Here is a 20,804-nt window from a genome sequence, read left to right on the forward strand (position 1 = left end):
GTAAATTTTCCTATTTTAGTTAATGGAAAATTCTACTTATAAACTGTTTCATTTTTTGGGGGAGTTACAAAGCCACGTGTAAACTAATGTAAAACAATAACTAAATAACTAAATAACTAAATAGTTCCGTTCCTTGATTGTTAAGATTGCTACAGCGGTTGTTATTACCAGTATTAAATACCGCTGTATCCACGCTCAATTTTTGGTGGGTGTCGCTGTATTTAGCGTCGGGTTATCGTATTTTTAACTACAAAAAAACATGCCTGCCGCTAGCGCACCAGGCTTTTTGCTAGATTTTCAATCAGTAAAAATTGTTTTGCGATATCTTCAGCCCAGCTGGGATCATATTCATTTTGCAGTTTTTTTGGGCTAAATAAGTTAGCACCATAGTCAAGAGAGATCAGTATATCGCTACCTTCGATAAACATTTGTGCTTTTACTTTTGGAATTTTTAGTCCTTTAGGTAGGTTGTCGGAGGAGAAGAATGTTTTGACTTGCGACAATTGCGCCATATATTCTGGCGTGAGTACTTTGCGGCAGGTTTGTTCGTCTTTAGCATAGACTAGGTACTCTTTTTCAAAGTTTTCTTGTTCAAATTTAACTCGCTGTAACCCTTTTAAAGATTGACGTCGATTTATCAGCATGTTCCAAAGCCCTGCATCTTGTAACACCACGATTGGAGTATCTACAGGTTCAGGCATAATCAGCTTTATAACTGCACCATTAAACAAACGTTTACTGTCATTATTCTGGTGATGCGTGCGTATATGCACTTCAGTAAAGTAAAAGGGAATGCCATTTACTTCGCCGTTAAATCCATCCTCAGCCACAGCTCGTCCTCCTTTGGCTAATATACCTGCACTGATTGCTTCCTCGCAGATAAGTAAATTACCACCTACCGAATATTCTAAGTTAAGCGCCGAAGCAATTGGCGCCACCATATAAGCTCTAGTTAACACACCCTTAGTGAAAGACTTAAGAGAATGTTTTAACAAAAAGTAGATAGGAATAATTGAGATTAAGAGAAAAGGCGCAAGAAATAGTAAGGGGATTGCAATACCAATCGCCCACCATTTATAGCGCTTAAACGACTTCGATTTATTGTCAAGGTCGCTATCAAAGCTGGATGTGGTTTTATCTAAATTGTAATAGGCCTCTTTTAACTGCATCTCAATGCCAGCTAGACGTGGATCAATATGATGGAGAGACCTTTGTTCTAATAAAGGCATTAACTTTCCTTGTTAGTTGCAATGGAGATTGAGAAAAAATTGTACCTTGTAATACTTTATAAAGTAAGAGTGAGGAGAGGGGAATAAAAGGCGAGTACAACTTTCTGCATGACGCCTTTTGCTAATTTAGGGAAGTGTTTACTCTTGAATCGCGTACTTAATATTAGCTTCGAATGCTTCTGCTTCGAGAGGTGCGTTTTCGTATCCGTACTTTTGCATATCCGAGATGTGTTGGCGAAGTACATCTGCAAAATTAGCGCGCTCGATTTGCAGGACGTGAACCAGTTCGTGCGCAAGTTTTGGCCTATTTAACTTAAATCCATGGCGAACGTAAATTGAGTATCCGAATACCTGAGCGTTGTTTACTATCCCTTCGCCAATAAAGCCCAGAGACTCACCCATAGCCTTTAGTGCTTTGTTCTCGATAGGAAATGGGACGGTATCAAGGTAAATGATGCGAACTTTTTCTGGGTGCTTAATCCCGATTTCTTTTGCCAATGTGATGCCTCTGGCGTCAAGCGGTATCCCTACTTTTCTACCTTGAGACTCAGTTTGTTGAGCCCAAGAAATGTATTCTCCCAGTAATGTTTGCATATCCATGGGGGGTTCTTTTGCTAACGTGATGGTACTAAGCAAGATGGTCGTGCTCAAGCACAAAGATTTTATATTCATTTTTAATACCTTTTTATTATTATCAATGGTCAAGTAAGATCTGATTTTGCATCTCGTTACAGGCAACGAGGTCTATGATCACAAAAGTATCGAACAAAGTCACCATTTTACATTTGTATACGAGTTCAAAGGCCGTTATTTTTCTTGCTAATTTTTGTTAAAAGCGCCCTACATTTAGCCTGTTATACTTTATCGGAGCATCGAGGTAAATAGCCAAAAAATTCATCTAAGAATATTACAAGTCCGCATGATTTTAAATGCGCCGGGATTTTAGTTTGTTTATATAAATTGGATAAGATTAAGAGTGATAACTGACAGATACCGCAATGTTACTAATACTACTTTTGAAACAAAATAGTGGCTCTCGTCAACACTCAGGTGTTAGCGTCGGTGCAGGCCAGTACTAAAACAATGCACAGCATCCCACCTTGGCTTAGATACACAACTTGTTTATTAAGGTTGGCAGTCCAATCCCCGAGGTTGTCCAATTACCGCTTATTATACAGGTGCACACAGTCTTTTAGTCTGGATAGCGCTGACTATGGATAACTAACTCATTTAGAGCGGTCTGTTTTGGCGCCAAACTGCGGAAATTGGTATAACACCTCAGATTTGGTACCTTGACTGTGGCAGGATACGAAAGCGACGCTATCCCTAATTCTCTAATATAAATAAGGAATGTTCTAACTCTTTCCTTGTGCAAATCCCCAGTCGAAAATTGTATTTTTTTGGAATATCTTATTGAGAATGATTTTTATTAGTGTTAACTTCTTGGGGAACATAACTCAGAGTTTATTTTTATCGTTTTTCATTTGTTAACTTTTTGTTTTTATGATGCGGTTAATAATGGGTGATGTAATAGATAGCAATATACGATTGAATAACTAATAGTGAAAGTCATTCTCATCTGACTTGTTGATATGGTGAAACATCAGGCTGTTCTCGGTAACTTACATGTTTCTTTAAAGGAAGTATTAGCTACAGATGCCTGAGTGATACGGGGATTGGAAGGGAGGTTAAAAATAACTATGTGTAGTGACATTGAAATAAGTACAGCGAATAAACAGCAGCAGATTGATAATGTGGTTGGGCAAAATTTTGTGCAGTTGATGCCAGGGCTTTCTGTGGGCCTATCCTCAGCGCAAGATTTAGGGGCTGCTGATACTAAACATGTATTTCCTGGCGATGACCAATATATTCATATTAACAGTGTTCTTGCGGGGAAGTTTGAAGCGACGGTTGGTAATACGCTTTTACAATGTGAGTGCGGAGACTTCAATATTGGTTTTTCGGGTGGGGAGAATTTCTGTGCTTACCATAGTAATGATTTTAGTAACTTGGAGATCATGATAAAACCCGAAGTGCTTAATGAGCTTGCTGGTGAAGAGCTCAGTGGTGTAGATCTAGGGAAAAGTATGTCATTCTTTGTGAAGCAAAGTGGCCCCAGTAGAAAAGTCAGCACATGTGCGAATCGTATTCATAAGTTGATAACAGATCAAGAAACCAACCCTCTGCTGCTGCATTCTGCTACGTTGGACTATCTATATTGGCATCTTACTGCACTGAAATCAGTAGACGTGAGCAACCAACTCCCGCTTCGGGAGAAAAAGCAACTTATGGCAGCTAGAGATTTTTTATTATCCGATCTTAGTTGTCCTCCTACCATTTCAGATGTGGCTAAGGTGGTTGGATTGAACCAGTGTAAGCTAAAAAAAGGCTTTAAGGTATTATTTAACAATACGGTTTATGGCTGTTTTCAAGAAGAAAGAATGCACAAAGCAATGAACCTATTAAAAGACAATAACGTAACGGAAACAGCCATCTCGCTGGGCTATAGCAATGTGAGCCATTTTAGCGTGGCTTTTAGAAAACAATTTGGGGTGTTGCCTAAAGAGGCGAGACTGAACCTGGCTCCCAGTATTGTCTATGGTTAATCACTTTTGAGAGTATGCTCTGCGGGCTTTTTGCGCAACACATAAATCTATTTTTCGTCGCCTTTTTTGTTATCCTACGGCCTGAAGCGTTAGTGCTTTATTCAAAGTGATGTCTACAGCACCTTCACCTTTACAGTCCCAAGTTATATTCAAATTACTCTGACTGGCTAAAAAGGTGAGTGCTTCTTCCTCCATCTCGGCAAGCTCAGGGCAACCAAGTTCTTTAAACATAGCTGCATACGCACAGTCGGTGATAGATATGCAAATCGTCGAGGAGTCAACCTTTGATTCGCTCAGTGTAAATAGGCCAAGTTTGGCGTAGTTTCTAAGCCAAGTGAGCCAGTACTCTAAAATCACATCCCCCTTGTTTTCGAACATATTAAAGGATTCAGGATTAGGCCATAACCTGAGCTAAACATACTCATATCTTTGGTGATGGACTTCCAAATTTCAGTATATTCTCCTTGGTGTTTTTGTCTGATTTAGAAAGAATAAGCCCAGCAACGACACCTGCTTGTTCGAGATCTTTTATAAAATGATTGGCATCAACAGCTTCATGTAGCATCATTGGACCTGTTTTGGTGATTTGGTTGTTTAATAATTGCTTAGCTGCTATGCCGATGATAAAGCCTGTAGCCTGGTAGGTATCTTCTAGAATGACTTGATTATGATGTATGCAGTTGTCAGGACATTTTATTTAGGCATCAACGGCGTAAATTGGGTCGAGTTTACGCATATCTTTAGCTGAGGCTTTACATCATCACCGTGCCGCACGAGCATAGTTTTATGGTTTTTGTACATCTTGAATATCTTGGCAATCATGCAAACAAACATAGCGCGGGGCCCTAGATTAGCACCGTAGACTTTAGCTGTTTGTATGCCGTGTTCGTTAGCGAGTTGTACGATTTCTTCTGCGTAAATCAACATAGTAGATGCGGTGCCTATGGGAGCAGGAAGGTGTGCTTTAGCACCAGCCTTTGAGAACTTTTCGCGTTTAACTTGCTGGTTTTCCAAGTAACAAAAGCCACGCTTGTGACCAAAGTCTCCTAACCCATTTATAATGTCCCATGCCGAATTGTAGCTCCAAGCGTCTCGGCCAACGTATTGCTCTTCTAAACTATTATACTTATTTTCATGCTCGTGAAGAGACGCGTACACAGGATCATAGCCACCAGCATCAATAATTGGTACGCCTAACTCTTTACAGGCCAATACTATTTGATCGCCAATAATGCCTGAGGGGCCAACACCGGCGACGACCAGATCAGTATTCTTTAACTGAGTTTTTAAATCGTCGGTGTTTTGGACATCAAGTTGTACAGTATTTATTCGGTCTTGATGTTGCGAAATTGCACTGGGTAATGAGGCTTTTCTACGTGAAGCAAACGTAAGTGCGGCTTGTGTATGCTCAAGTAAATACTCAGCTGCTTTTAAGCCTACTTGACCTGTACCACCGAGCAATAACACGGATTGAGCTTGCATGGTAACTCCCTTAATAAGCGTATCAACGCATTGATATTATTTATACAACGTCACGGTGGCGCTTAGTGCGTGCGCCACTTTCCACTCGTCATTGGTTTAGAAATTAGTACCTACAGTGAGGCCTATGGTTCTCGGGTTTCCTGCTTCTGCCGTGACACCGAAACCAAAGTTAAATTCAACTTTTGAGTAATATTCATCAAGCGCATTCTTCACCCATAAGTGCGCGTACCAGCTTTCGCTTTCAAGTCCTACTTTGGCATTTAAAAGGTGATATGCAGATTGCTTCATTTGGTTACCTGCATCAAAGTAGTGATCGCCCATATAAATGTTTTCTAACTGTGTGAATAAGGTGAAGTCGCTGTTGAGTTCTGTACGATTGCTAATGGACAGGTTGGCACTGATCTTAGGTGTATTTGGTAAACGATTATCGGAATAGTCTTCTATTGCACCTGTTGCAAAGTTCACACTTTCATACTCACTATAAGTGGCGTCAACATAACTACTTGAGAAGCCAATGGTCCAATCCGGGTGGGGCTGGTAGCGCGACTCAAATTCAATACCTCGGCTGGTACTTTCGCCAGCGTTATCTGTGATAATGGTGGTGTTTTCTAACATCTGTTGCACTTGTTGGTCGTCCAACGAGACGTAAAATGCAGTGATTGAAAAGCTCAGTTGGTTTTTTAGTGCCAGTGCTTTATAGGCGATTTCATAGTTATTACTGTATTCAGGCTCAAAGCTAGGCTTGCTTAAGTTGGGATATAATGTGTCAAACCCCCCTGCTCGGTAACCTTTACTCCAAGATGCGTAAACAAGGTCATTATTGGTTGTTTGATAAGAGAGGGCTAATTTGGGCAGAACTTCGCTGAACTCTTCTTTGCCGCCGTATTTTGAGGTTACTCCAGAGGATTGAGCGTCGATGTTAATATCGGCTTTTNGGTAGCGCAAACCTGCAATGACGGTAATGTCCTGAGTGATTGCGTAGTCAACCTGACCAAATACCGCCCAAGCTTGGTCATCTTTCCCGATAACCGAACGATCAACCATGGGTCCACTACCTGGGTACATAGCGGAGTAGTTTAGATCATTTCGTGTCGTATTCAGGGTGTCTGATTGGTAGCCGTAGAACCCGACTAGCCAATGGTAGCCTTCAGTATTTTTAGAGCTCCAACGCATTTCATGGGAGAGCTGATCAAAATCTTCTTGAGAGTGACTATGGAACTGATATCCTGCGTCATTGCCTGTATCTTGATCCGCGGTGTTTAGATTATCCCAGTCACGCCAACTTGTGATCGAGATGAAGTTTACATTGTCACCGCTATAATCCAGTGTAACCGAAGCCCCAAGTGCATCGCGATCATCAATTCCTTCAAAATCATGTTCTATTTGATTTGGGTTGGCTTTGATACGCTCAAGTTGTCCCATCGCATACGAATCGCCACGAAAACGTTCATAATCCACCACAAAATTGGCTTCAAGATTGTCTGACGCGACCCATCTAAGTTTAGCTCTCGCACTCAGATCGTCACGAGCACCAAAATCCTTATCTAAGTAGGTATTTTCAAGATGCCCATCGGTATTGTACGCCGAAGCTGATAAGCCGAGAAATAGATTGTCTGCAGTTAAGGGGGTATTCACACCTAATCTAACTCGCTTTGAGCCAAAGTTATCGGCAGAAAAGATGCCTTTGAATTCCGGCATTTCGTCTGGTTGCTTGGTGATGATATTAATAACACCTGCTAGAGAATTGCCGCCATATAGTGTGCCTTGAGGTCCCCTTAGGACCTCAACACGCTCTATATCCACAAGGTCCAAATCAAAAATACTATTGCTACTATAATTCACGCCATCGACGTAAAAACCTATGGTGGGTTCGGTGAATAAACCTGGGCCTATGCCACGAATAAATACATTGCTGTCTCTTCGGCCACCCCAACTATAAACGTGAACGCTCGGGATTGCTTGTCCAAGATCTGTGATGGAATAGGCTTCAGAGTCGGCAAGTTCTTGTCCAAAAATAGCCGTTACGCTAGAAGCAACTTCCATAATATTCACGGTACGCTTTTCAGAAGTGACTTCGATTCGTTCCAAGTCGATATGTTTGGCTTGATCATCTGCAAATACTGCTGAAGAGGAAACACCTAAACTCATTGCTAACAAGGTACGTGAAATATAATAGTTGAGTTTAGAGGTGGAGAAGAGAGGGTTGGCCGTAGACGTCAGCTTATAACGAAACATAGTAAATTAGCTCCTAGTAACAACGAATAGTAGAGTAGTTGGGCATTGAGTTATGCTGCGCTAGAAATGGGTTTTTAGGCTTACTTCTCGTCAGCGTTGACCATTTGGTCGGCCCTGTTTTTATTGCCCGTTATTGTCTGAATAAGCAAGGAAAGCCACTACCCGAAAACGGCCATTACCCCTCTGTGCGGTTTTTTTTAAAGGTAGCGAACAAGGCCGATAGTAATTAGGGCGCTTATGTGGCAGCCCTAATCGTTTGTAATGGGGGTTTACAGAGATAGATTTTGCACTTTTGCGTCATGTAGCGTCATTTGCTGAAATAATATATCTAGTTGTTTTTCATGTTTAGGCTGCTTTACGGCTTGCAACAGCTTAAGGTACAACTGTTGTGCCGATATGAGCTGTGACACCTTATAAACAACAAGCTGCGATTTACTTTTGGCGTATGGTTGGTGCGTTAATGCTAAGGCGTTTTTCTCGAACCCAATGGAGGGCCAAAAATTTGCATCAATATAGCTGGCATTTTTTGTCACTTTGCCAATGTAATCAGTTGCGCGATTACTATAGCCTTGATATTTGGCTGAAGCCGCAAAACTGAGCTGACTTTGTTGCTCATGAGTGAGAGGTGTATTCAAGCCCTAAACTGAGGCATGATGCTGCGTGCAACTCTGCCACTTTGCATGAGAGTATCCCATTCACCGCCTAATATTTCTCGGTAGCCCATGGCTATCATGGCTATTAAACAACCCCAAGTGGCTACGAAGCGTAGTCTATATTTCAACTCATTTCTTGATACTGATTTGTGCCAAATCTGGTGCTCTATTGAGGCGACGAGCTCATCGGGCTTGCCGCGTGCTAGTAGCGTTCCTCGGTTGAGGATCCCCATATCAGCACAAAGGTTGGTGACGTCTCCTACACTATGTGTGGAGAGGATCACGATGGCACTGTCAGTGAGTTGGTGCAAAATACTATAAAAGCGGTTGCGCTCTGCAGGGTCTAGTCCCGCGGTTGGTTCATCAACAATGATGACCTTAGGGTTGGTCAATAAAACTTGCGCTATACCAAAACGCTGGCGCATGCCACTTGAGTATGTATCTACCGCCTTATGACAATGCTCTGTGAGGTTAACCAGCTCCAACAATTCATTTTTCGTTCCTTGGCATTGTAAATACCCTCCAAGCGGGCGAAATGGTCCAGCATATCGGTGGCGGATGCATTAGCATAAACTCCAAAATCTTGAGGCAAGTAGCCCGGCTGGCAACGGAACTCAGTAGGGTTTGTGAAGATATCTTGTCCATCAAAATATATTTTGCCACTGTCGGGCGTTTGTAGAGTGGCAATGGTACGCATAATACTGCTTTTACCAGCCCCGTTGGGACCAAGTAGGCCGAACATGCTCTTGCTTATGGTTAAATTGATATCTTTTAGTGCGTGAACACCGTTTGCATACATTTTTGATATGTCACGAATTTCTAATTCCATTTCACTAGCTTCTGTTATTGATTTTAGATTGCGGTACTGCGCAGTGGTGCCGCTGAGTTTGAGGTTAGTTGATCTTGTGTCCCAAGTGGCAAGCACAGCGGCTTAGTTATCTGGCCATAGCATTGAGGCACAATTGAAACATCAATGTTGAACAGCCGTTTAATGATTTGCTCTGTGACGACTTGTTGCGGTGTGCCATCAGCTATTATTGAGCCATTTTTAAGAGCGATAATTCGGTCACTGAATTGACTGGCTTGATTGATATCGTGTAGCACCATCACAATGGTTTTGTGTTCATGAATTTGTAGCTGCTTAAGTAAGTCTAAAAGCTGAAACTGATGGCCTAAGTCTAGGTAAGTCGTAGGTTCGTCTAAGAGTAAAATTTCAGATTGCTGTGCTAAGGCCATCGCTAACCATGCTCTTTGACGCTCACCACCAGATAAATGTTGTAGCGGCGTATGTTGCAACGCTTCAAGTTTGGTCTTTTTGAGCGCCCAAGTAATGGCATCCTGATCTTGTTGCGATAGTGTGTTGAACATCCCTAAATAGGGAAACCGACCATGGCCAACAAGCTGTTTAACGAGCATACCACTTGGAGCTTGTGGACTTTGGCCAAGTAATGCGAGTTTCTTTGCTAGCGTTTTAGGGGACCATTGGTGAAGCGGTTGTTGATCCAAAGAGATAGTCCCTTGCTGCGGTTGAATGAGTCCGCCAAGTAGTTTAAGTAAGGTGGACTTACCACTGCCATTAGGACCGACAATTGCGGTGATCTGATGACGTGCGATGGAGACAGACAAGTCTTTTAGCACAGGTCTATGTTGGTAATGTAAGGTTATTTGATCTGCATTTAACATGATAAATCCTAATTTTGGCGGCGGATCAATAACAGCAAGATGGGAATGCCCATCAAGGTGGTTAGCGTGCCTGTGGGGATCTCCAAAGGAGAGATGAGCGTTCGGCTTGCAATATCTGCCGCCAGCGTTAACGAGGCCCCAGCTAACATGCAGACTGCCATCAGGTGGGGGAGGCTGGTACCCAAGCCGAATCGGTTAAGAAGCACTTTGGCGAAATGGGGTACAATTAAACCAACGAATCCGAGTGGGCCCGAGATAGCGGTGGCGCTGGCCGCCAATGCCACCGCTATCAATAAGCTGATTAAACGCCACCTAGTGACGTTTAGCCCTAAAGTTCGTGCGGCATCGCTATCTAATTGCAGTATCGACAAGTACTTTAATAATGCGAAGCAACCAAGTACGCCGATAAATGTCCAAGGAAGAAGCAAAAACACGTGGCTAAAGTCTCTGCCATACAGACTACCTGCTAACCAAATCAAACTGGTTTCTGTGCGATTTCCTCCCCATGCCAAAATGGCCCACATAACTAGAGCATTTAGCACCGCGCCTATTGCGACCCCGTTAAGTGCCAATTGATTCGGCTGTAGCTGTTGTCGCCAACTAAGTTTCAACACTAAAGCTGTGGCCAACACCCCACCGAGCAATGCTACAACGGGAAGCCAAGCAAAGTTAAAAATGAAATCACTGAAGCCGAATACATGAAGTTGAATATAATCCACCACAAGTAAACAAAGTACGATGGCTAAACTCGCGCCACCATTGACCCCTAAGATACTTGGGTCGGCAAGAGGATTGCGGATCACGGCCTGTAAAATTAGTCCTGCCAGCGCAAAATGGATCCCAACCAACATGGCTAACAATGAGCGAGGTAAACGCAGCTGCCAAAGGATGTGTGAATCACTATTTTGCGGTATTGAGGAAATCAGTATCTGCCACACAGATTGCATCGACAGTGGTACAGAGCCCATACATAGCGCGGTAAAAAATAAGCAAATGAGTAGCGCGATGAGTGAGGTTAATAGACCATAAAAAGGCCAAGGTCTAGTTTCTCGGCAAGCGGATATAGTCATTGTTCGATTCATATAGACGCCTGCTGATAGCGAGATTGGATGAGCCAAACTAAGCTTGGTCCGCCAAACAGCACGCATAGTATACCTACAGGGATCTCCTGATAATTTGCCAATAAGTCGGAAAGACTGACAAGCACAGCGCCGCTTAGTGCGCTGCCAAATAAGACATAGCGGTACTCATAAGCCAGGTGCTTGGGCAGTAAAGTGCGGCACAGGTGAGGGGCAACCAGCCCAACAAAAGCGATGGGACCTGTAACAGCCACAGTGGCAGAAGTTAGCACTACGGCAACAGTGAGCGTTTGAATACGCCAGCGCTTTACATTTCCCCCAATACTTTTTACGACATCGGTATCGAGTTGTAAAATGGTGAGCGGGCGGGCTAACAGTGTACATAAAATAACACCGAGCAATGCGATAGGAGCCAATAACGACACATGCTGCCAAGTGCGATTTGCAACGCTGCCAAGCAACCAATAAAACAACCCTCTAGTGTCAGTGCTTACCGAGATTAGTAGCAAAGTTGTTGCGGCGGCGCAAAACAGAGAAACGCATAAACCAGATAGAATAAGATTCACAGGCTCTAGTTTTTGCTTCCAAGAAAGCCAAAGTGTGGCTGACATCGCCAAAGCACCGCCAAATATACCCGCTATAAATTGGAAGTAGGTACTTAAACCGGTAAAAGTGAGAACCAGTACAATAGCCAATGCGGCACCAGAGGAGACGCCAACGAGGCTTGGGGATGCGAGCTCATTTTGTGTTACTGCCTGAATAATGGCTCCTGCTATGCCAAGTGTTGTACCTGCAATGATGGCCAATGTTAGGCGAGGTAGTCTCAGCTCCCAAACGACAAAACTAGCCTGTGACTTTGATGGGTTAATAAGTACTGACCAAACTTCCTGTAATGTGAGCTGATAGTCGCCGATTGTTAAAGACAGCAGTAGGCTGAGTAGTAACATACACACACCGATTAGAAATAAGCCAGTGGGCGTTGTAGTGACGCGAAGTCTTTCTAAGTAAATCATAGCGTGCTTACATTACCTGCTATAAATGACCAAATTGCATTGGTGTGGCCCGTGCTTTATTGGCCAGATCGCTTGGGGGGGCAAATTGCTCAGGGTGCAATAGGTGCGCTAATTCTTGTAAGATGAGCTTTCTTGCAATTGGGCCGTGAGGCATCACGTAATGGTCTGCAACTCGGTAAGCGCGGCCATTGGTAACGGCTTTGAGCTGCTTCCAAACTGGGTGTGATTTAAAGGGCCCTGGTTCGCCTTTGAAGGAAATAATTACATCAGGGTTAAGCTTTAGCAAAGACTCCATTGAGATCGGGGCGGAATCAAGTTTTTTTAAGCCCGGCTGTGGAGAGGTGCCGACGCTATTTTTACCTTTGAGAGTTGCCATCATTTCAACGGTAAAATGATGGTCGTAAAATGCATAAGGTACATCTGACCAATGCCACAAAAATACCACAGATTGTGCTTTTAGAGGTGTAGCTGCAAAATGCTTGAGCTGATCTGCAAATACTCGGTTTAATTCAGCACCTTCCGCTTCCTTGCCCAGCGCTTTAGCCGCAGAGATTATTGCCCGATCTGAGTCGGATTTGGTGACCAAGTCATAAGCTAAAAAGGGACTGATCTCCTCAAATTTGGCTTCAAATGGTTCTGTGTAGGTACGCAGTCCGATGGTGAGATCGGGTTGTAGCGCAGTCAATACTTCCAAGTTCGTCTCATGAATTTCACCAAGATCTAGCATATGTTTAGTTTGCTCACCGAGGTAGGGTGACATCTGATGATTGAGTGTTGAGATCGCTACAGCTTGCATATCTAGAGCACTGAGTAAATCAGCACCAAATACGGAGACCGCGGCGACCTTTTTGGGTGAAGTGTTAATAGTAACAAGTTTGTCGCGGTCATCTTTCACTACGACAGGAAACTGAGCATTAACGCTGAGAGACGATAATGTTGATAAACATGCACAAAATAGCAATATGAAGCGACGCATTAGCGTTTCCTTGCGAATAATTGAGTTGGTTTAATAGGTACATTTTGCAATGCTTAAAAACCCAGCACTACCCACATCGGGTTTGTAATCCCCAAAAGAGATAATTTTTATCAGTGCTGGAAGAAGGATCAGTGGGGTAGCTCCTTGTTTGAACAAACTTGCTCCCCAACCGGCGAGTACATTTGCAGATTAAGGTGCACACAACCATGTTTTTTGCACTGGGAACAGCGTGCCCAAATGTGTCAAAATAGCCTCAACATGATTGGCTAAGTAGAAACGGCCACCTTCGTAGACCTCAATGTTGATGGGCTGACTACTCATTTGTTGCCAGGCTTAGGCTTCTTCATAGGTGAGCTCGGAATCAGTTGACCCGAGCATCACGGTGATTGGGTACTGCAATTTTGGTGCATTGAGGTTTGGTTTATAAGTCTCGATTAACTGGTGATCATTGCGCAGCAACGGCAACATCATTTCTAGCAGCTCTGGAAGGGCATTGAGATCAACCTTCGTACCATTAAGACGTTTAAGCTCATTAAGCATGACTTCGGGGCTTTGTGTACTTCGGTCGCATGGTGGCAACTAGGCCCTTCAACAGCAGACACCACCAGTTGAGTTGGAGGCGGATAGCGATAGGCCTGAATGCGCATGGCAAGTTCGCAAGCGATACCACCGCCCATACTATGTCCAAACAAGATATAAGGCTTGTTGAGTATTGCTTTAAGATCTGTGGCCAAGTTGCCGACCAAACGATCCATGTCTGAAATCAAAGGCTCAGCCATGCGGTTTTCACGACCTGGGTATTGTACAACCACGACTTCTAAATCTGAGTCGGCGATATTAGCCCAGTGACGAAAGTAGCTTGTACTGCCCCCTGCATGAGGCAAAATGATTAACCGTTTAGAGGCGTTGGGGCGTGCTTTAAAAATGCGGTAACACGCACTGTTGTTGGTGTATTGGTGGTGACCACCCGAATCCATCCCTTGCTTGAAGTAAAGCTCAACAAAGCTGCGCACAAAGCTGTCATGGAGTTTGTCTTTCCATGTTATAAATCAAGAGGTTGAATATCGCAACCAAGTTCGTTAAACCAATTGTAGATCTGTGCAACATCGGTACTTTGGTCTGACACTAGGTGGAAGTTGCTGTTTAACTGAGAAAGGGATGTATACGGGGGATCGCTTGGTGTATCACTCGCGAACAAGACATGCTCAATACTTGGACATGTGGACACAATACGTTGGACCATGGCAACTGCAAGTGTTATTTGTCATGAAGTTTTCTTGCCCAAAAAGTTGTTGTATGCCCCTATCGGTAATTTTTTCGGGGAAATTTGCGTGCAGATCAGAGAGCTTATACTTATTTCCGATCTGGGGGTTATCGAGCGGATATGGGGAGCGTTGTCAGGGTTGCTGCAGTAGGCTAGTCACTATTTTTTATTGTGACTAGATAAGTCACAGTGTGGTAAAAGGTGGCGATGTAAACCAGAGGTACAAGCAAGGGATTTGTTCTAGTCTTTAATGGTTGACTCTGCTGTTCAAGTTGCACGTTTGGTTGATATAAATCTGATATCTTGACAAGCTAGGGGTCGGCAAGAGCATATTTGCGTTGTTGCACGATTTTAATACCGCTTAGGGTTAGTTTATACGACAGATTTTTAACCGCATTTAAAGGAGTAGGTATATGCGTGTTGAATCGCATGAAACCGAGGGACATTGCAGTCCCTGGTCAATTATTTTTGCTATCTGTGCACCTTATAAAGGCAAAATGTTGATAGCTTTTAGCCTAATGGTGCTTGTCACTTTGCTTGAAATCGTGCCTGTGTATTTGTTATTTCTTTCTATTCAAGCCTTACTTAATCCTTTATCGGCTTCGATTGAACAATTGTTATGGATTGCTGCAGGGATTTGTGGCGCGATTTTATTGAAATCTGGGTGTGCTATGGGCGCCTATTACTTCAGCCACCAAGTCTCTTTTAAGGCGCTCACTAAAGTTAGAATGACACTCGCAACCCAATTGGCAAATATGTCGTTGCTATGGCTCAGTGCTCAAAACCCCGCCGTTTTAAAACAAAATATATTGCAAGATGTTGAGCATATTGAAAACTTTATTGCCCATCAAAGTGTTGAGTTGTTTAACGCAATCCTTACACCTTGTGTCGTCTTTACGGTGATCGCATTTATAGATTGGCGGCTTGCACTCAGTGCGGTTGTTGTTGTGCCGCTAGCATTTTTTGTTAGTGGTTTATTTATGCATAAAACAGCAGGTCAGTACGAGCGGTTTAGCCTTGTGTCAGAGGATTTGACCACGACACTAAGTGACTACGTTAAAAATATGCCGTTGATGAAGCTATATAATTTAGACAGTGAACGATTTGCCGTTTTAAATCGAAAGTTGGATAAATACCAAAAGTTGGTATTTGAACTCACCGCTCAAACAGTACCAGGCTGGACATTATACACTGCATTACTTGGTGCATCTTTTGTTTGCCTGTTACCTGCAGCGATTAGTTTACATAGTACGCAAAGTGTCACTACTGAGCAGGTTATTTTAAGTATATTATTGGCTGTTGGCATGCTTAACCCAATCATCAAAGTGAGTCGTTTTTTTATGGAAGCAAACGAGTTACTCGCTGGCGTTAAACGGATCACGCCTATCTACATGGCGCGCTTTTCTAATTCAGCTAGCACACCTGTTAAAGTTGATAAAAGGTTGCCGCTGATGCAGTTTCATCACGTGGATTTTGCTTACCAATCTCATCAGGTTTTGGCAGGCGTGCACTTTAAGATAGTACCTAATTCGTTGAATGTTATAGTTGGTGCATCTGGTAATGGTAAATCCACGCTTGCTATGTTGGCATGTGGTTTATTGTCTCCCTCATCAGGTAAAGTGCAACTATTCGGGCAGGATGTGAATTTACTAAGTGATAGTGTCCGATCGCAGTTTATGAGCGTGGTAACGCAAGAATGCTACTTATTTGAGGGCACGTTACGAGATAATATTTTGTTTGGTCGCAGCCATATTAGCTCCGATGGACTAGAGCGTGCCATTATGGCTGCTCAAATAAAGCACTGGATAAGCCAATTACCTGATGGTCTCGAAACACAGGTACAAGTGCGTGGACAAAATTTGTCTGGGGGAGAAAAACAACGTATTGCTATTGCACGTGCTTTGGTGGCCGCTCCCCCTTTGGTGATTTTAGATGAAGCTGCGGCGGCAATGGACAATGTAACACAATCCAAATTCTATCAGGCTATTCAAACGTATTATCCAAACACCACTTTCTTGGTGATCACCCACAAGTATCTTGGCCTTGAAAGTATCGGTCAGATCCTTGTCTTGAAAGAGGGGAAAATTGTCTCACAGGGAACTCATGACGAGTTGTTATCGAGTTGCGACTATTATCGCCGCAGTTGGTTGCTGCAACACAGCGAAGGAGAGCAACAACGTTTGGTAAAAGGCTCGTCAGATTTCCAACCTATAAACTATGAGGCTTAAATGGACAGACAAGCATTATTGAGTATTGCCCGTGTGATAGGGCATGCAAGCGCTGGCAAGTGGCGCTTTTATACGGGCGTTGTTTTTCGAGTGTTAGAACGTAGTGTAGCAATTGCACCGCTGCTGTTATGTTTCCACTGGCTACAACAGCCGTTTTTAACCACGTCAAAAATAGAGCCTTGGCTTTCAACACCAATGGGTTATTTGATGGCGCTAGGTGGTTGCTTTGTTATGCAACTGCTGTGTGCATATATAGGCCAATATCAAAGCTTTGTTGGCAGTTACCAAGTTGTTCATGCGTATCGTATTAAATTGATTAATCATGTACGAAAACTGCCTCTTGGGCGTGTGCGACGCACTCACAGCAGTGAATTTCTAGAAGTGCTCACTGAGGATATAAAAAAAATTGAGAGTATTTTTTCCCATATAGCTCCGGAATTGATTTCTGCTTTGGTGACACCTGTGATTGGTCTAGTGGTAATGTTATTTATTACTCCTATTTATGCCCTTAGTGTATTGATTCTGTTGCCTTTAGCACTGTGGGTGATGCAGATGTCAAAACGAAAGTTCGTGCAAGTCGCTACAGCTAAGCAACAATCATATCGTCAAAGTGCCAGTACTATTACCGATTATATTGAAGCACTAAAAACCCTCAAGTTATATGACCAAGCACAAACATGGTTGTCCCATCTTGCCAAGCAGTTAGAGAAAACAAAGCAGCATAGCCTACAAGTGGAAATGTGGGGAGCCGGTCCCGTATTAACCTATCGCATCGTGCTAAATATGGCGCTCAGTATGTTTGTGATGATGCTAGCCATAACCTTACCAGAGCACCGTTTTTCAGGCATAGATTTTACCGCTATTCTATTTGCTTTGCTGCTAATAAAACTACTTGAGCCCCTGCAAGAAGTTGGCGAATATCTCACGGTTTTACGTATGGCTGTGCAGTCTGAACGCAAGCTTGAGCTTATTTTAAACGAGCCTGTGTTGGCAGAGCCAGATAACCCCCAATTACCAAGCAATTTTGACATAGAGTTTGAACGAGTATCGTTTGAACAAGGGGTTAAAAAGGTTATAGATGACGTGAGTTTTTGTGTGCCGCAAGGCACTACAATGGCCATTGTTGGTGCATCTGGTAGTGGCAAGTCAACATTATTAAATTTATGCGCACGCTTTTTTGACCCTAATTTAGGTTGTGTGAAAATCGGTGGCTTAGATCTTAAAAACATTGGCTCAAAGGGCGTGCATCAGTTAGTTGGTATGGTGTTTCAAGATATCCAGTTAATCGATGCCAGTATTGTTGAAAACATTCGTATTGGTCGGCTTGATGCCAGCGATGAAGAAGTGATAGAGGCGTGTAAAACGGCTAACTGCTTAGAGTTTATCGACAAGTTACCAAATGGCATAAACACCCGAGTAGGCGATGGGGGGTTATTGCTATCTGGCGGTCAAAGACAGCGTATTGCAATTGCCCGAGCACTATTAAAAGATGCACCTATTGTACTGCTTGATGAAGCCACAGCCTCACTTGATCCTATTACTCAATCACAGGTAATCATCGCCATGAATAACCTGTTGCAAAATCGTACCGTGGTGACCATTGCACATCGGCTTTCTAGTATAGAGGGTGCTGATAACATTATTGTACTTGAGCAAGGTAAAGTAGTGGAGTCGGGTTGTCACCATCGCCTGTTAGCGCAGAGGGGACACTATACATATCTTTGGAATACACAGGCTATGCAATTTGTGTAAAAGGAATTTGTATTGCCATCATAAAAAGGAAACCAAATGACCAATTTAGTCAACAATGAGGGGATGCCAGAGGCGGTTGATGCATTTAGTCTGAAGCCGCTGATGTTTGAGACATTTGTTTGTACAATGGCGGTGATGGGGTTTACTGCGTTAGCGGGTCCTATTGCCCATGTGATCGGGCTCAAAGCATGGCAAATTGGCACGGCGATGACCGTTGCTGGAATTGCTTGGGTTATTATGGCACGGTTCTGGGGAAGTCTTAGTGACCGAAAAGGCCGACGCCCAGTGATACTGTTTGGGCTTACAGGTTTTGTCATTAGCTATGCATCATTAGCAATCTTTATCGACTTTGCGATGCAGACCGCAATAGTGCCCGTGCTTGCATTTGCAGGCATAGTAGTTGGACGTGGATTCGCTGGGATGTTTTATGCTGCGGTACCCGCAACCTGCGCCGCTTTAGTCGCGGATCATGTTGTGCCTAAAAAACGTGCGGCAGCGATGGCGGGGATTGGTGCATCAAGTGCGGCTGGTATGGTGATTGGCCCTGGATTTGTTGGATTACTTGGGCCTTTTAGCTTAAGCATGCCTTTGTATATTTCCGCAATGTTGCCCCTTATTGCCTTGATTGTTCTTTGGCGGGTACTGCCAAGGTACGAACGACATGCAAAACCCAGCAACAATCGCGTTCGTTTAACGGATGTAAGGCTACGTCGACCTGTTACCGTGGCTTTTATAGCAGCTTTTTGTGTGGCTGTTGCGCAGATCACAGTTGGCTTTTTTGTCCTTGATAGGCTTCAGCTTGACCCTGCTGACACTGCACGTGCTGCAGGGATTGCACTTGCGACTGTTGGTGTGGCACTGATTATCGCGCAAGTAGCACTCCAGAAGCTTGAATGGCAGCCTGCGCGGCTAATTCAATTCGGCGGAGTCATCGCTGCCGCTGGATTTGTGTCTGCGATTTTTGCATTAACGCCTATCACACTCTGGGTGTGCTATGGTATCGCTGGTTTTGGTATGGGGTGGATATATCCGTCTGTCTCTGCTTTGGCTGCAAACTCGGTGGAGGCTGATGAACAAGGTGCGGCGGCTGGAACGATATCAGCAGCGCAAGGACTGGGTATTGTAGTTGGCCCGGTTATTGGTACTGTTATTTATGAAATTGAGATTGGGTTGCCGTATGGGCTAATAGCAGGAATGCTATTATTAGTCGCTCTGATCCCAGCTCGCACTCGCGCTTAATCACCCAAAATTCGGGATAGTTACTTGCTCTTTAGCCGTTGTGATCTCTTAGGGTAGCGTCCGTCAACTTCTATATGCCTTGAATACACGCACATAGGTCAGCAGGTGTGCGTGTGATCAGAGTTTCAAGATGAAGCGCGGGGTAAAGTCAGAGTGAACTTAGCGCCGCCAAGTTCGGAAAACCCAACATAGCAACTGCCGCGATGCCAAGTGGCGATTTTACGCACGATAGCCAACCCGAGGCCATAACCACCGTTATCTTTACTGCGACTTTCATCTAAGCGGGAGAAGGGAACAAAAACCGATTCCCACTGAGATTTAGGGATCCCATCGCCATCATCCTCAATATGAAGATAAGCGTTGCTTTTGTCACATTCAAGGCTAATTTCGATATTTGAGCGACCGTATTTATCGGCGTTTTGCACAATATTTTGAATGGCTCGAGAGAGGTAGTGAGCGTTACCTGAGACGATAACCTGTGTGCTCTTTTTATTAAGAGTTATTTGTTTATCGGTGAGCTTACGGAGTTTGTTTATCTGGTCGTCGACAAGCGCGCAAAGATCCAGTGGTGTTACCTCAAGTTTATCTACTTCAAATTCAAGCCGTGCGTAGGCCAGCATTTCATCAATCATGGCTTCCATTTCGACCACATCGTCCGCCATATCATTTGCTTGCTCACGGCTTTGCTCTGGTAACATGGCTAAAGCAAATTTGAGTCTGGCAAGTGGGGTTCGCAGGTCGTGAGAAACCGCATTAACGAGTAGTTTTTGATTTTCAATTAGCCTTGCGACTTGAGATGCCAAATCGCGGATCTGCTCGGTTAAATTTGAAATAGCAGAAAACCGGGAATGCCGGGCCGCATTGGGTAGCTGACCTTGAGTGAGATTTTCGGTGATATATCTCAGTTGCAATAAATCGAGCCACAAGGGCCTTATCCACAGCATAAGTAAAAACGCGAGCACGGCATAAGAAAGCAATTTGATGATCCACTGTTTATTGGCAGCTGAAGCGGCTGGTGCTAACGGTCCTAATTGCAGCAGCAACATTGAGTCAGGTACTTTGAAAGTGAGCCATGCACTGCCTTCATCGTCAAAACTCGTCAAAATCCCCCCTTGCATTAACGTAGTGGCTTGCTCTGGTAGCCAAGCGACATCGTCCATATTGAGTATTTTGACAGTTTCTGACTCTTGGGGTAAGTTGTGTGAGGAAATACTCGCTTTGAGCGTATTAGCGACCGCCTTTGCGTGTCGCAACTCATCAGGTGCGGAGTGTACCCAATGAGACCAAATAGCTTCACTCAGTTGGTTGATGACGACAATACTGGTAAACACAGCTAAATAGAGGCTGAGTAATAGTTTTAGCACA

General features: G+C 43.7%; 18 protein-coding genes and 1 pseudogene. 4 read left to right on the forward strand and 15 right to left on the reverse strand.

Features of this window, described 5'->3' with window-relative positions:
* Nucleotides 1–269 precede the first annotated feature (269 nt).
* Together CKO50_RS16655 and CKO50_RS16660 are read right to left on the reverse strand one after the other, a co-directional pair.
* Complete coding sequence (locus CKO50_RS16655; RefSeq protein ID WP_095729063.1) at nt 270–1,229, reverse strand: DUF3137 domain-containing protein; 960 nt, start codon at nt 1,227–1,229, stop codon at nt 270–272.
* 138 nt (nt 1,230–1,367) lie between these two features.
* Nucleotides 1,368–1,901 (reverse strand): hypothetical protein, encoded by a 534-nt coding sequence (locus CKO50_RS16660; RefSeq protein ID WP_095729064.1) that lies wholly within the window; start codon nt 1,899–1,901, stop codon nt 1,368–1,370.
* 1,004 nt (nt 1,902–2,905) lie between these two features.
* On the opposite strand from CKO50_RS16660, the gene CKO50_RS16665 reads away from it, so the two are divergent.
* Nucleotides 2,906–3,835, forward strand: a complete 930-nt coding sequence (locus tag CKO50_RS16665) for a helix-turn-helix transcriptional regulator (RefSeq protein ID WP_141240154.1) — start codon at nt 2,906–2,908, stop codon at nt 3,833–3,835.
* 69 nt (nt 3,836–3,904) lie between these two features.
* Here the strand turns inward: CKO50_RS16665 and CKO50_RS16670 are convergent, their stop codons facing one another.
* The 12 genes and pseudogenes from CKO50_RS16670 to CKO50_RS23750 all read right to left on the reverse strand — a co-directional run bounded on the left by CKO50_RS16670 (nt 3,905) and on the right by CKO50_RS23750 (nt 14,199).
* Complete coding sequence (locus tag CKO50_RS16670; RefSeq protein ID WP_095729066.1) at nt 3,905–4,213, reverse strand: hypothetical protein; 309 nt, start codon at nt 4,211–4,213, stop codon at nt 3,905–3,907.
* A 315-nt stretch (nt 4,214–4,528) separates the two neighbouring features.
* Entirely contained in the window at nt 4,529–5,317 is a 789-nt protein-coding gene (locus tag CKO50_RS16675; protein ID WP_095729067.1) for an NAD(P)H-binding protein, read from the reverse strand.
* 96 nt (nt 5,318–5,413) lie between these two features.
* Nucleotides 5,414–7,552: a TonB-dependent receptor gene (locus CKO50_RS16680; RefSeq protein ID WP_095729068.1), complete on the reverse strand. Its 2,139-nt coding sequence runs from the start codon at nt 7,550–7,552 to the stop codon at nt 5,414–5,416.
* A 269-nt stretch (nt 7,553–7,821) separates the two neighbouring features.
* Nucleotides 7,822–8,187 (reverse strand): hypothetical protein, encoded by a 366-nt coding sequence (locus CKO50_RS16685; protein ID WP_095729069.1) that lies wholly within the window; start codon nt 8,185–8,187, stop codon nt 7,822–7,824.
* Nucleotides 8,184–8,693 (reverse strand): ATP-binding cassette domain-containing protein, encoded by a 510-nt coding sequence (locus tag CKO50_RS16690; RefSeq protein WP_176474693.1) that lies wholly within the window; start codon nt 8,691–8,693, stop codon nt 8,184–8,186. The genes CKO50_RS16685 and CKO50_RS16690 overlap by 4 nt, the downstream gene beginning before the upstream one ends.
* Entirely contained in the window at nt 8,648–9,034 is a 387-nt protein-coding gene (locus CKO50_RS16695) for an ATP-binding cassette domain-containing protein (protein ID WP_095729071.1), read from the reverse strand. Before CKO50_RS16695 ends, CKO50_RS16690 begins: the two co-directional genes overlap by 46 nt.
* Nucleotides 9,035–9,057: 23 nt before the next feature.
* Complete coding sequence (locus CKO50_RS16700) at nt 9,058–9,888, reverse strand: ABC transporter ATP-binding protein (protein WP_217989659.1); 831 nt, start codon at nt 9,886–9,888, stop codon at nt 9,058–9,060.
* A gap of 8 nt (nt 9,889–9,896) precedes the next feature.
* Nucleotides 9,897–10,958 carry an iron ABC transporter permease gene (locus CKO50_RS16705; RefSeq protein ID WP_095729120.1) on the reverse strand — a complete coding sequence of 354 codons (1,062 nt, stop codon included), beginning with the start codon at nt 10,956–10,958 and terminating at the stop codon, nt 9,897–9,899.
* A gap of 8 nt (nt 10,959–10,966) precedes the next feature.
* Entirely contained in the window at nt 10,967–11,980 is a 1,014-nt protein-coding gene (locus CKO50_RS16710) for an iron ABC transporter permease (protein WP_095729073.1), read from the reverse strand.
* Nucleotides 11,981–11,999: 19 nt separating this feature from the next.
* Nucleotides 12,000–12,956: an ABC transporter substrate-binding protein gene (locus tag CKO50_RS16715; protein ID WP_095729074.1), complete on the reverse strand. Its 957-nt coding sequence runs from the start codon at nt 12,954–12,956 to the stop codon at nt 12,000–12,002.
* Nucleotides 12,957–13,289: 333 nt separating this feature from the next.
* Nucleotides 13,290–13,933: pseudogene (locus tag CKO50_RS16720) on the reverse strand (thioesterase II family protein).
* A gap of 65 nt (nt 13,934–13,998) precedes the next feature.
* Nucleotides 13,999–14,199, reverse strand: a complete 201-nt coding sequence (locus CKO50_RS23750) for a hypothetical protein (RefSeq protein WP_141240156.1) — start codon at nt 14,197–14,199, stop codon at nt 13,999–14,001.
* 434 nt (nt 14,200–14,633) lie between these two features.
* On the opposite strand from CKO50_RS23750, the gene CKO50_RS16725 reads away from it, so the two are divergent.
* The 3 genes from CKO50_RS16725 to CKO50_RS16735 are packed head-to-tail and all read left to right on the forward strand — an operon-like array spanning nt 14,634 to nt 19,439.
* A complete protein-coding gene (locus CKO50_RS16725; protein WP_095729076.1) occupies nt 14,634–16,448 on the forward strand; it encodes an ABC transporter ATP-binding protein in 1,815 nt (604 codons plus the stop codon).
* A complete protein-coding gene (locus CKO50_RS16730; RefSeq protein WP_095729077.1) occupies nt 16,449–18,200 on the forward strand; it encodes an ABC transporter ATP-binding protein in 1,752 nt (583 codons plus the stop codon). It abuts the gene before it with no gap.
* A 36-nt stretch (nt 18,201–18,236) separates the two neighbouring features.
* Entirely contained in the window at nt 18,237–19,439 is a 1,203-nt protein-coding gene (locus CKO50_RS16735) for an MFS transporter (protein WP_217989660.1), read from the forward strand.
* A 125-nt stretch (nt 19,440–19,564) separates the two neighbouring features.
* On the opposite strand, the gene CKO50_RS16740 is transcribed toward CKO50_RS16735, so the two are convergent.
* Complete coding sequence (locus tag CKO50_RS16740; RefSeq protein WP_095729078.1) at nt 19,565–20,803, reverse strand: ATP-binding protein; 1,239 nt, start codon at nt 20,801–20,803, stop codon at nt 19,565–19,567.
* Nucleotide 20,804 lies beyond the last annotated feature (1 nt).

This window comes from Pseudoalteromonas sp. HM-SA03 (assembly GCF_002289345.1).
In the GTDB taxonomy this organism is placed as follows: Bacteria; Pseudomonadota; Gammaproteobacteria; order Enterobacterales; family Alteromonadaceae; genus Pseudoalteromonas.

Excerpts from the sequence above, each read along its gene's own strand:
- CKO50_RS16655 (WP_095729063.1), bottom strand. The coding sequence starts at position 1,229 with ATGCCTTTATTAGAACAAAGGTCTCTCCATCATATTGATCCACGTCTA.
- CKO50_RS16660 (WP_095729064.1), bottom strand. The coding sequence starts at position 1,901 with ATGAATATAAAATCTTTGTGCTTGAGCACGACCATCTTGCTTAGTACC.
- CKO50_RS16670 (WP_095729066.1), bottom strand. The coding sequence starts at position 4,213 with ATGTTCGAAAACAAGGGGGATGTGATTTTAGAGTACTGGCTCACTTGG.
- CKO50_RS16675 (WP_095729067.1), bottom strand. The coding sequence starts at position 5,317 with ATGCAAGCTCAATCCGTGTTATTGCTCGGTGGTACAGGTCAAGTAGGC.
- CKO50_RS16695 (WP_095729071.1), bottom strand. The coding sequence starts at position 9,034 with ATGGAATTAGAAATTCGTGACATATCAAAAATGTATGCAAACGGTGTT.
- CKO50_RS16700 (WP_217989659.1), bottom strand. The coding sequence starts at position 9,888 with ATGTTAAATGCAGATCAAATAACCTTACATTACCAACATAGACCTGTG.
- CKO50_RS16705 (WP_095729120.1), bottom strand. The coding sequence starts at position 10,958 with ATGACTATATCCGCTTGCCGAGAAACTAGACCTTGGCCTTTTTATGGT.
- CKO50_RS16710 (WP_095729073.1), bottom strand. The coding sequence starts at position 11,980 with ATGATTTACTTAGAAAGACTTCGCGTCACTACAACGCCCACTGGCTTA.
- CKO50_RS16715 (WP_095729074.1), bottom strand. The coding sequence starts at position 12,956 with ATGCGTCGCTTCATATTGCTATTTTGTGCATGTTTATCAACATTATCG.
- CKO50_RS23750 (WP_141240156.1), bottom strand. The coding sequence starts at position 14,199 with ATGGTCCAACGTATTGTGTCCACATGTCCAAGTATTGAGCATGTCTTG.
- CKO50_RS16725 (WP_095729076.1), top strand. The coding sequence starts at position 14,634 with ATGCGTGTTGAATCGCATGAAACCGAGGGACATTGCAGTCCCTGGTCA.
- CKO50_RS16730 (WP_095729077.1), top strand. The coding sequence starts at position 16,449 with ATGGACAGACAAGCATTATTGAGTATTGCCCGTGTGATAGGGCATGCA.
- CKO50_RS16735 (WP_217989660.1), top strand. The coding sequence starts at position 18,237 with ATGACCAATTTAGTCAACAATGAGGGGATGCCAGAGGCGGTTGATGCA.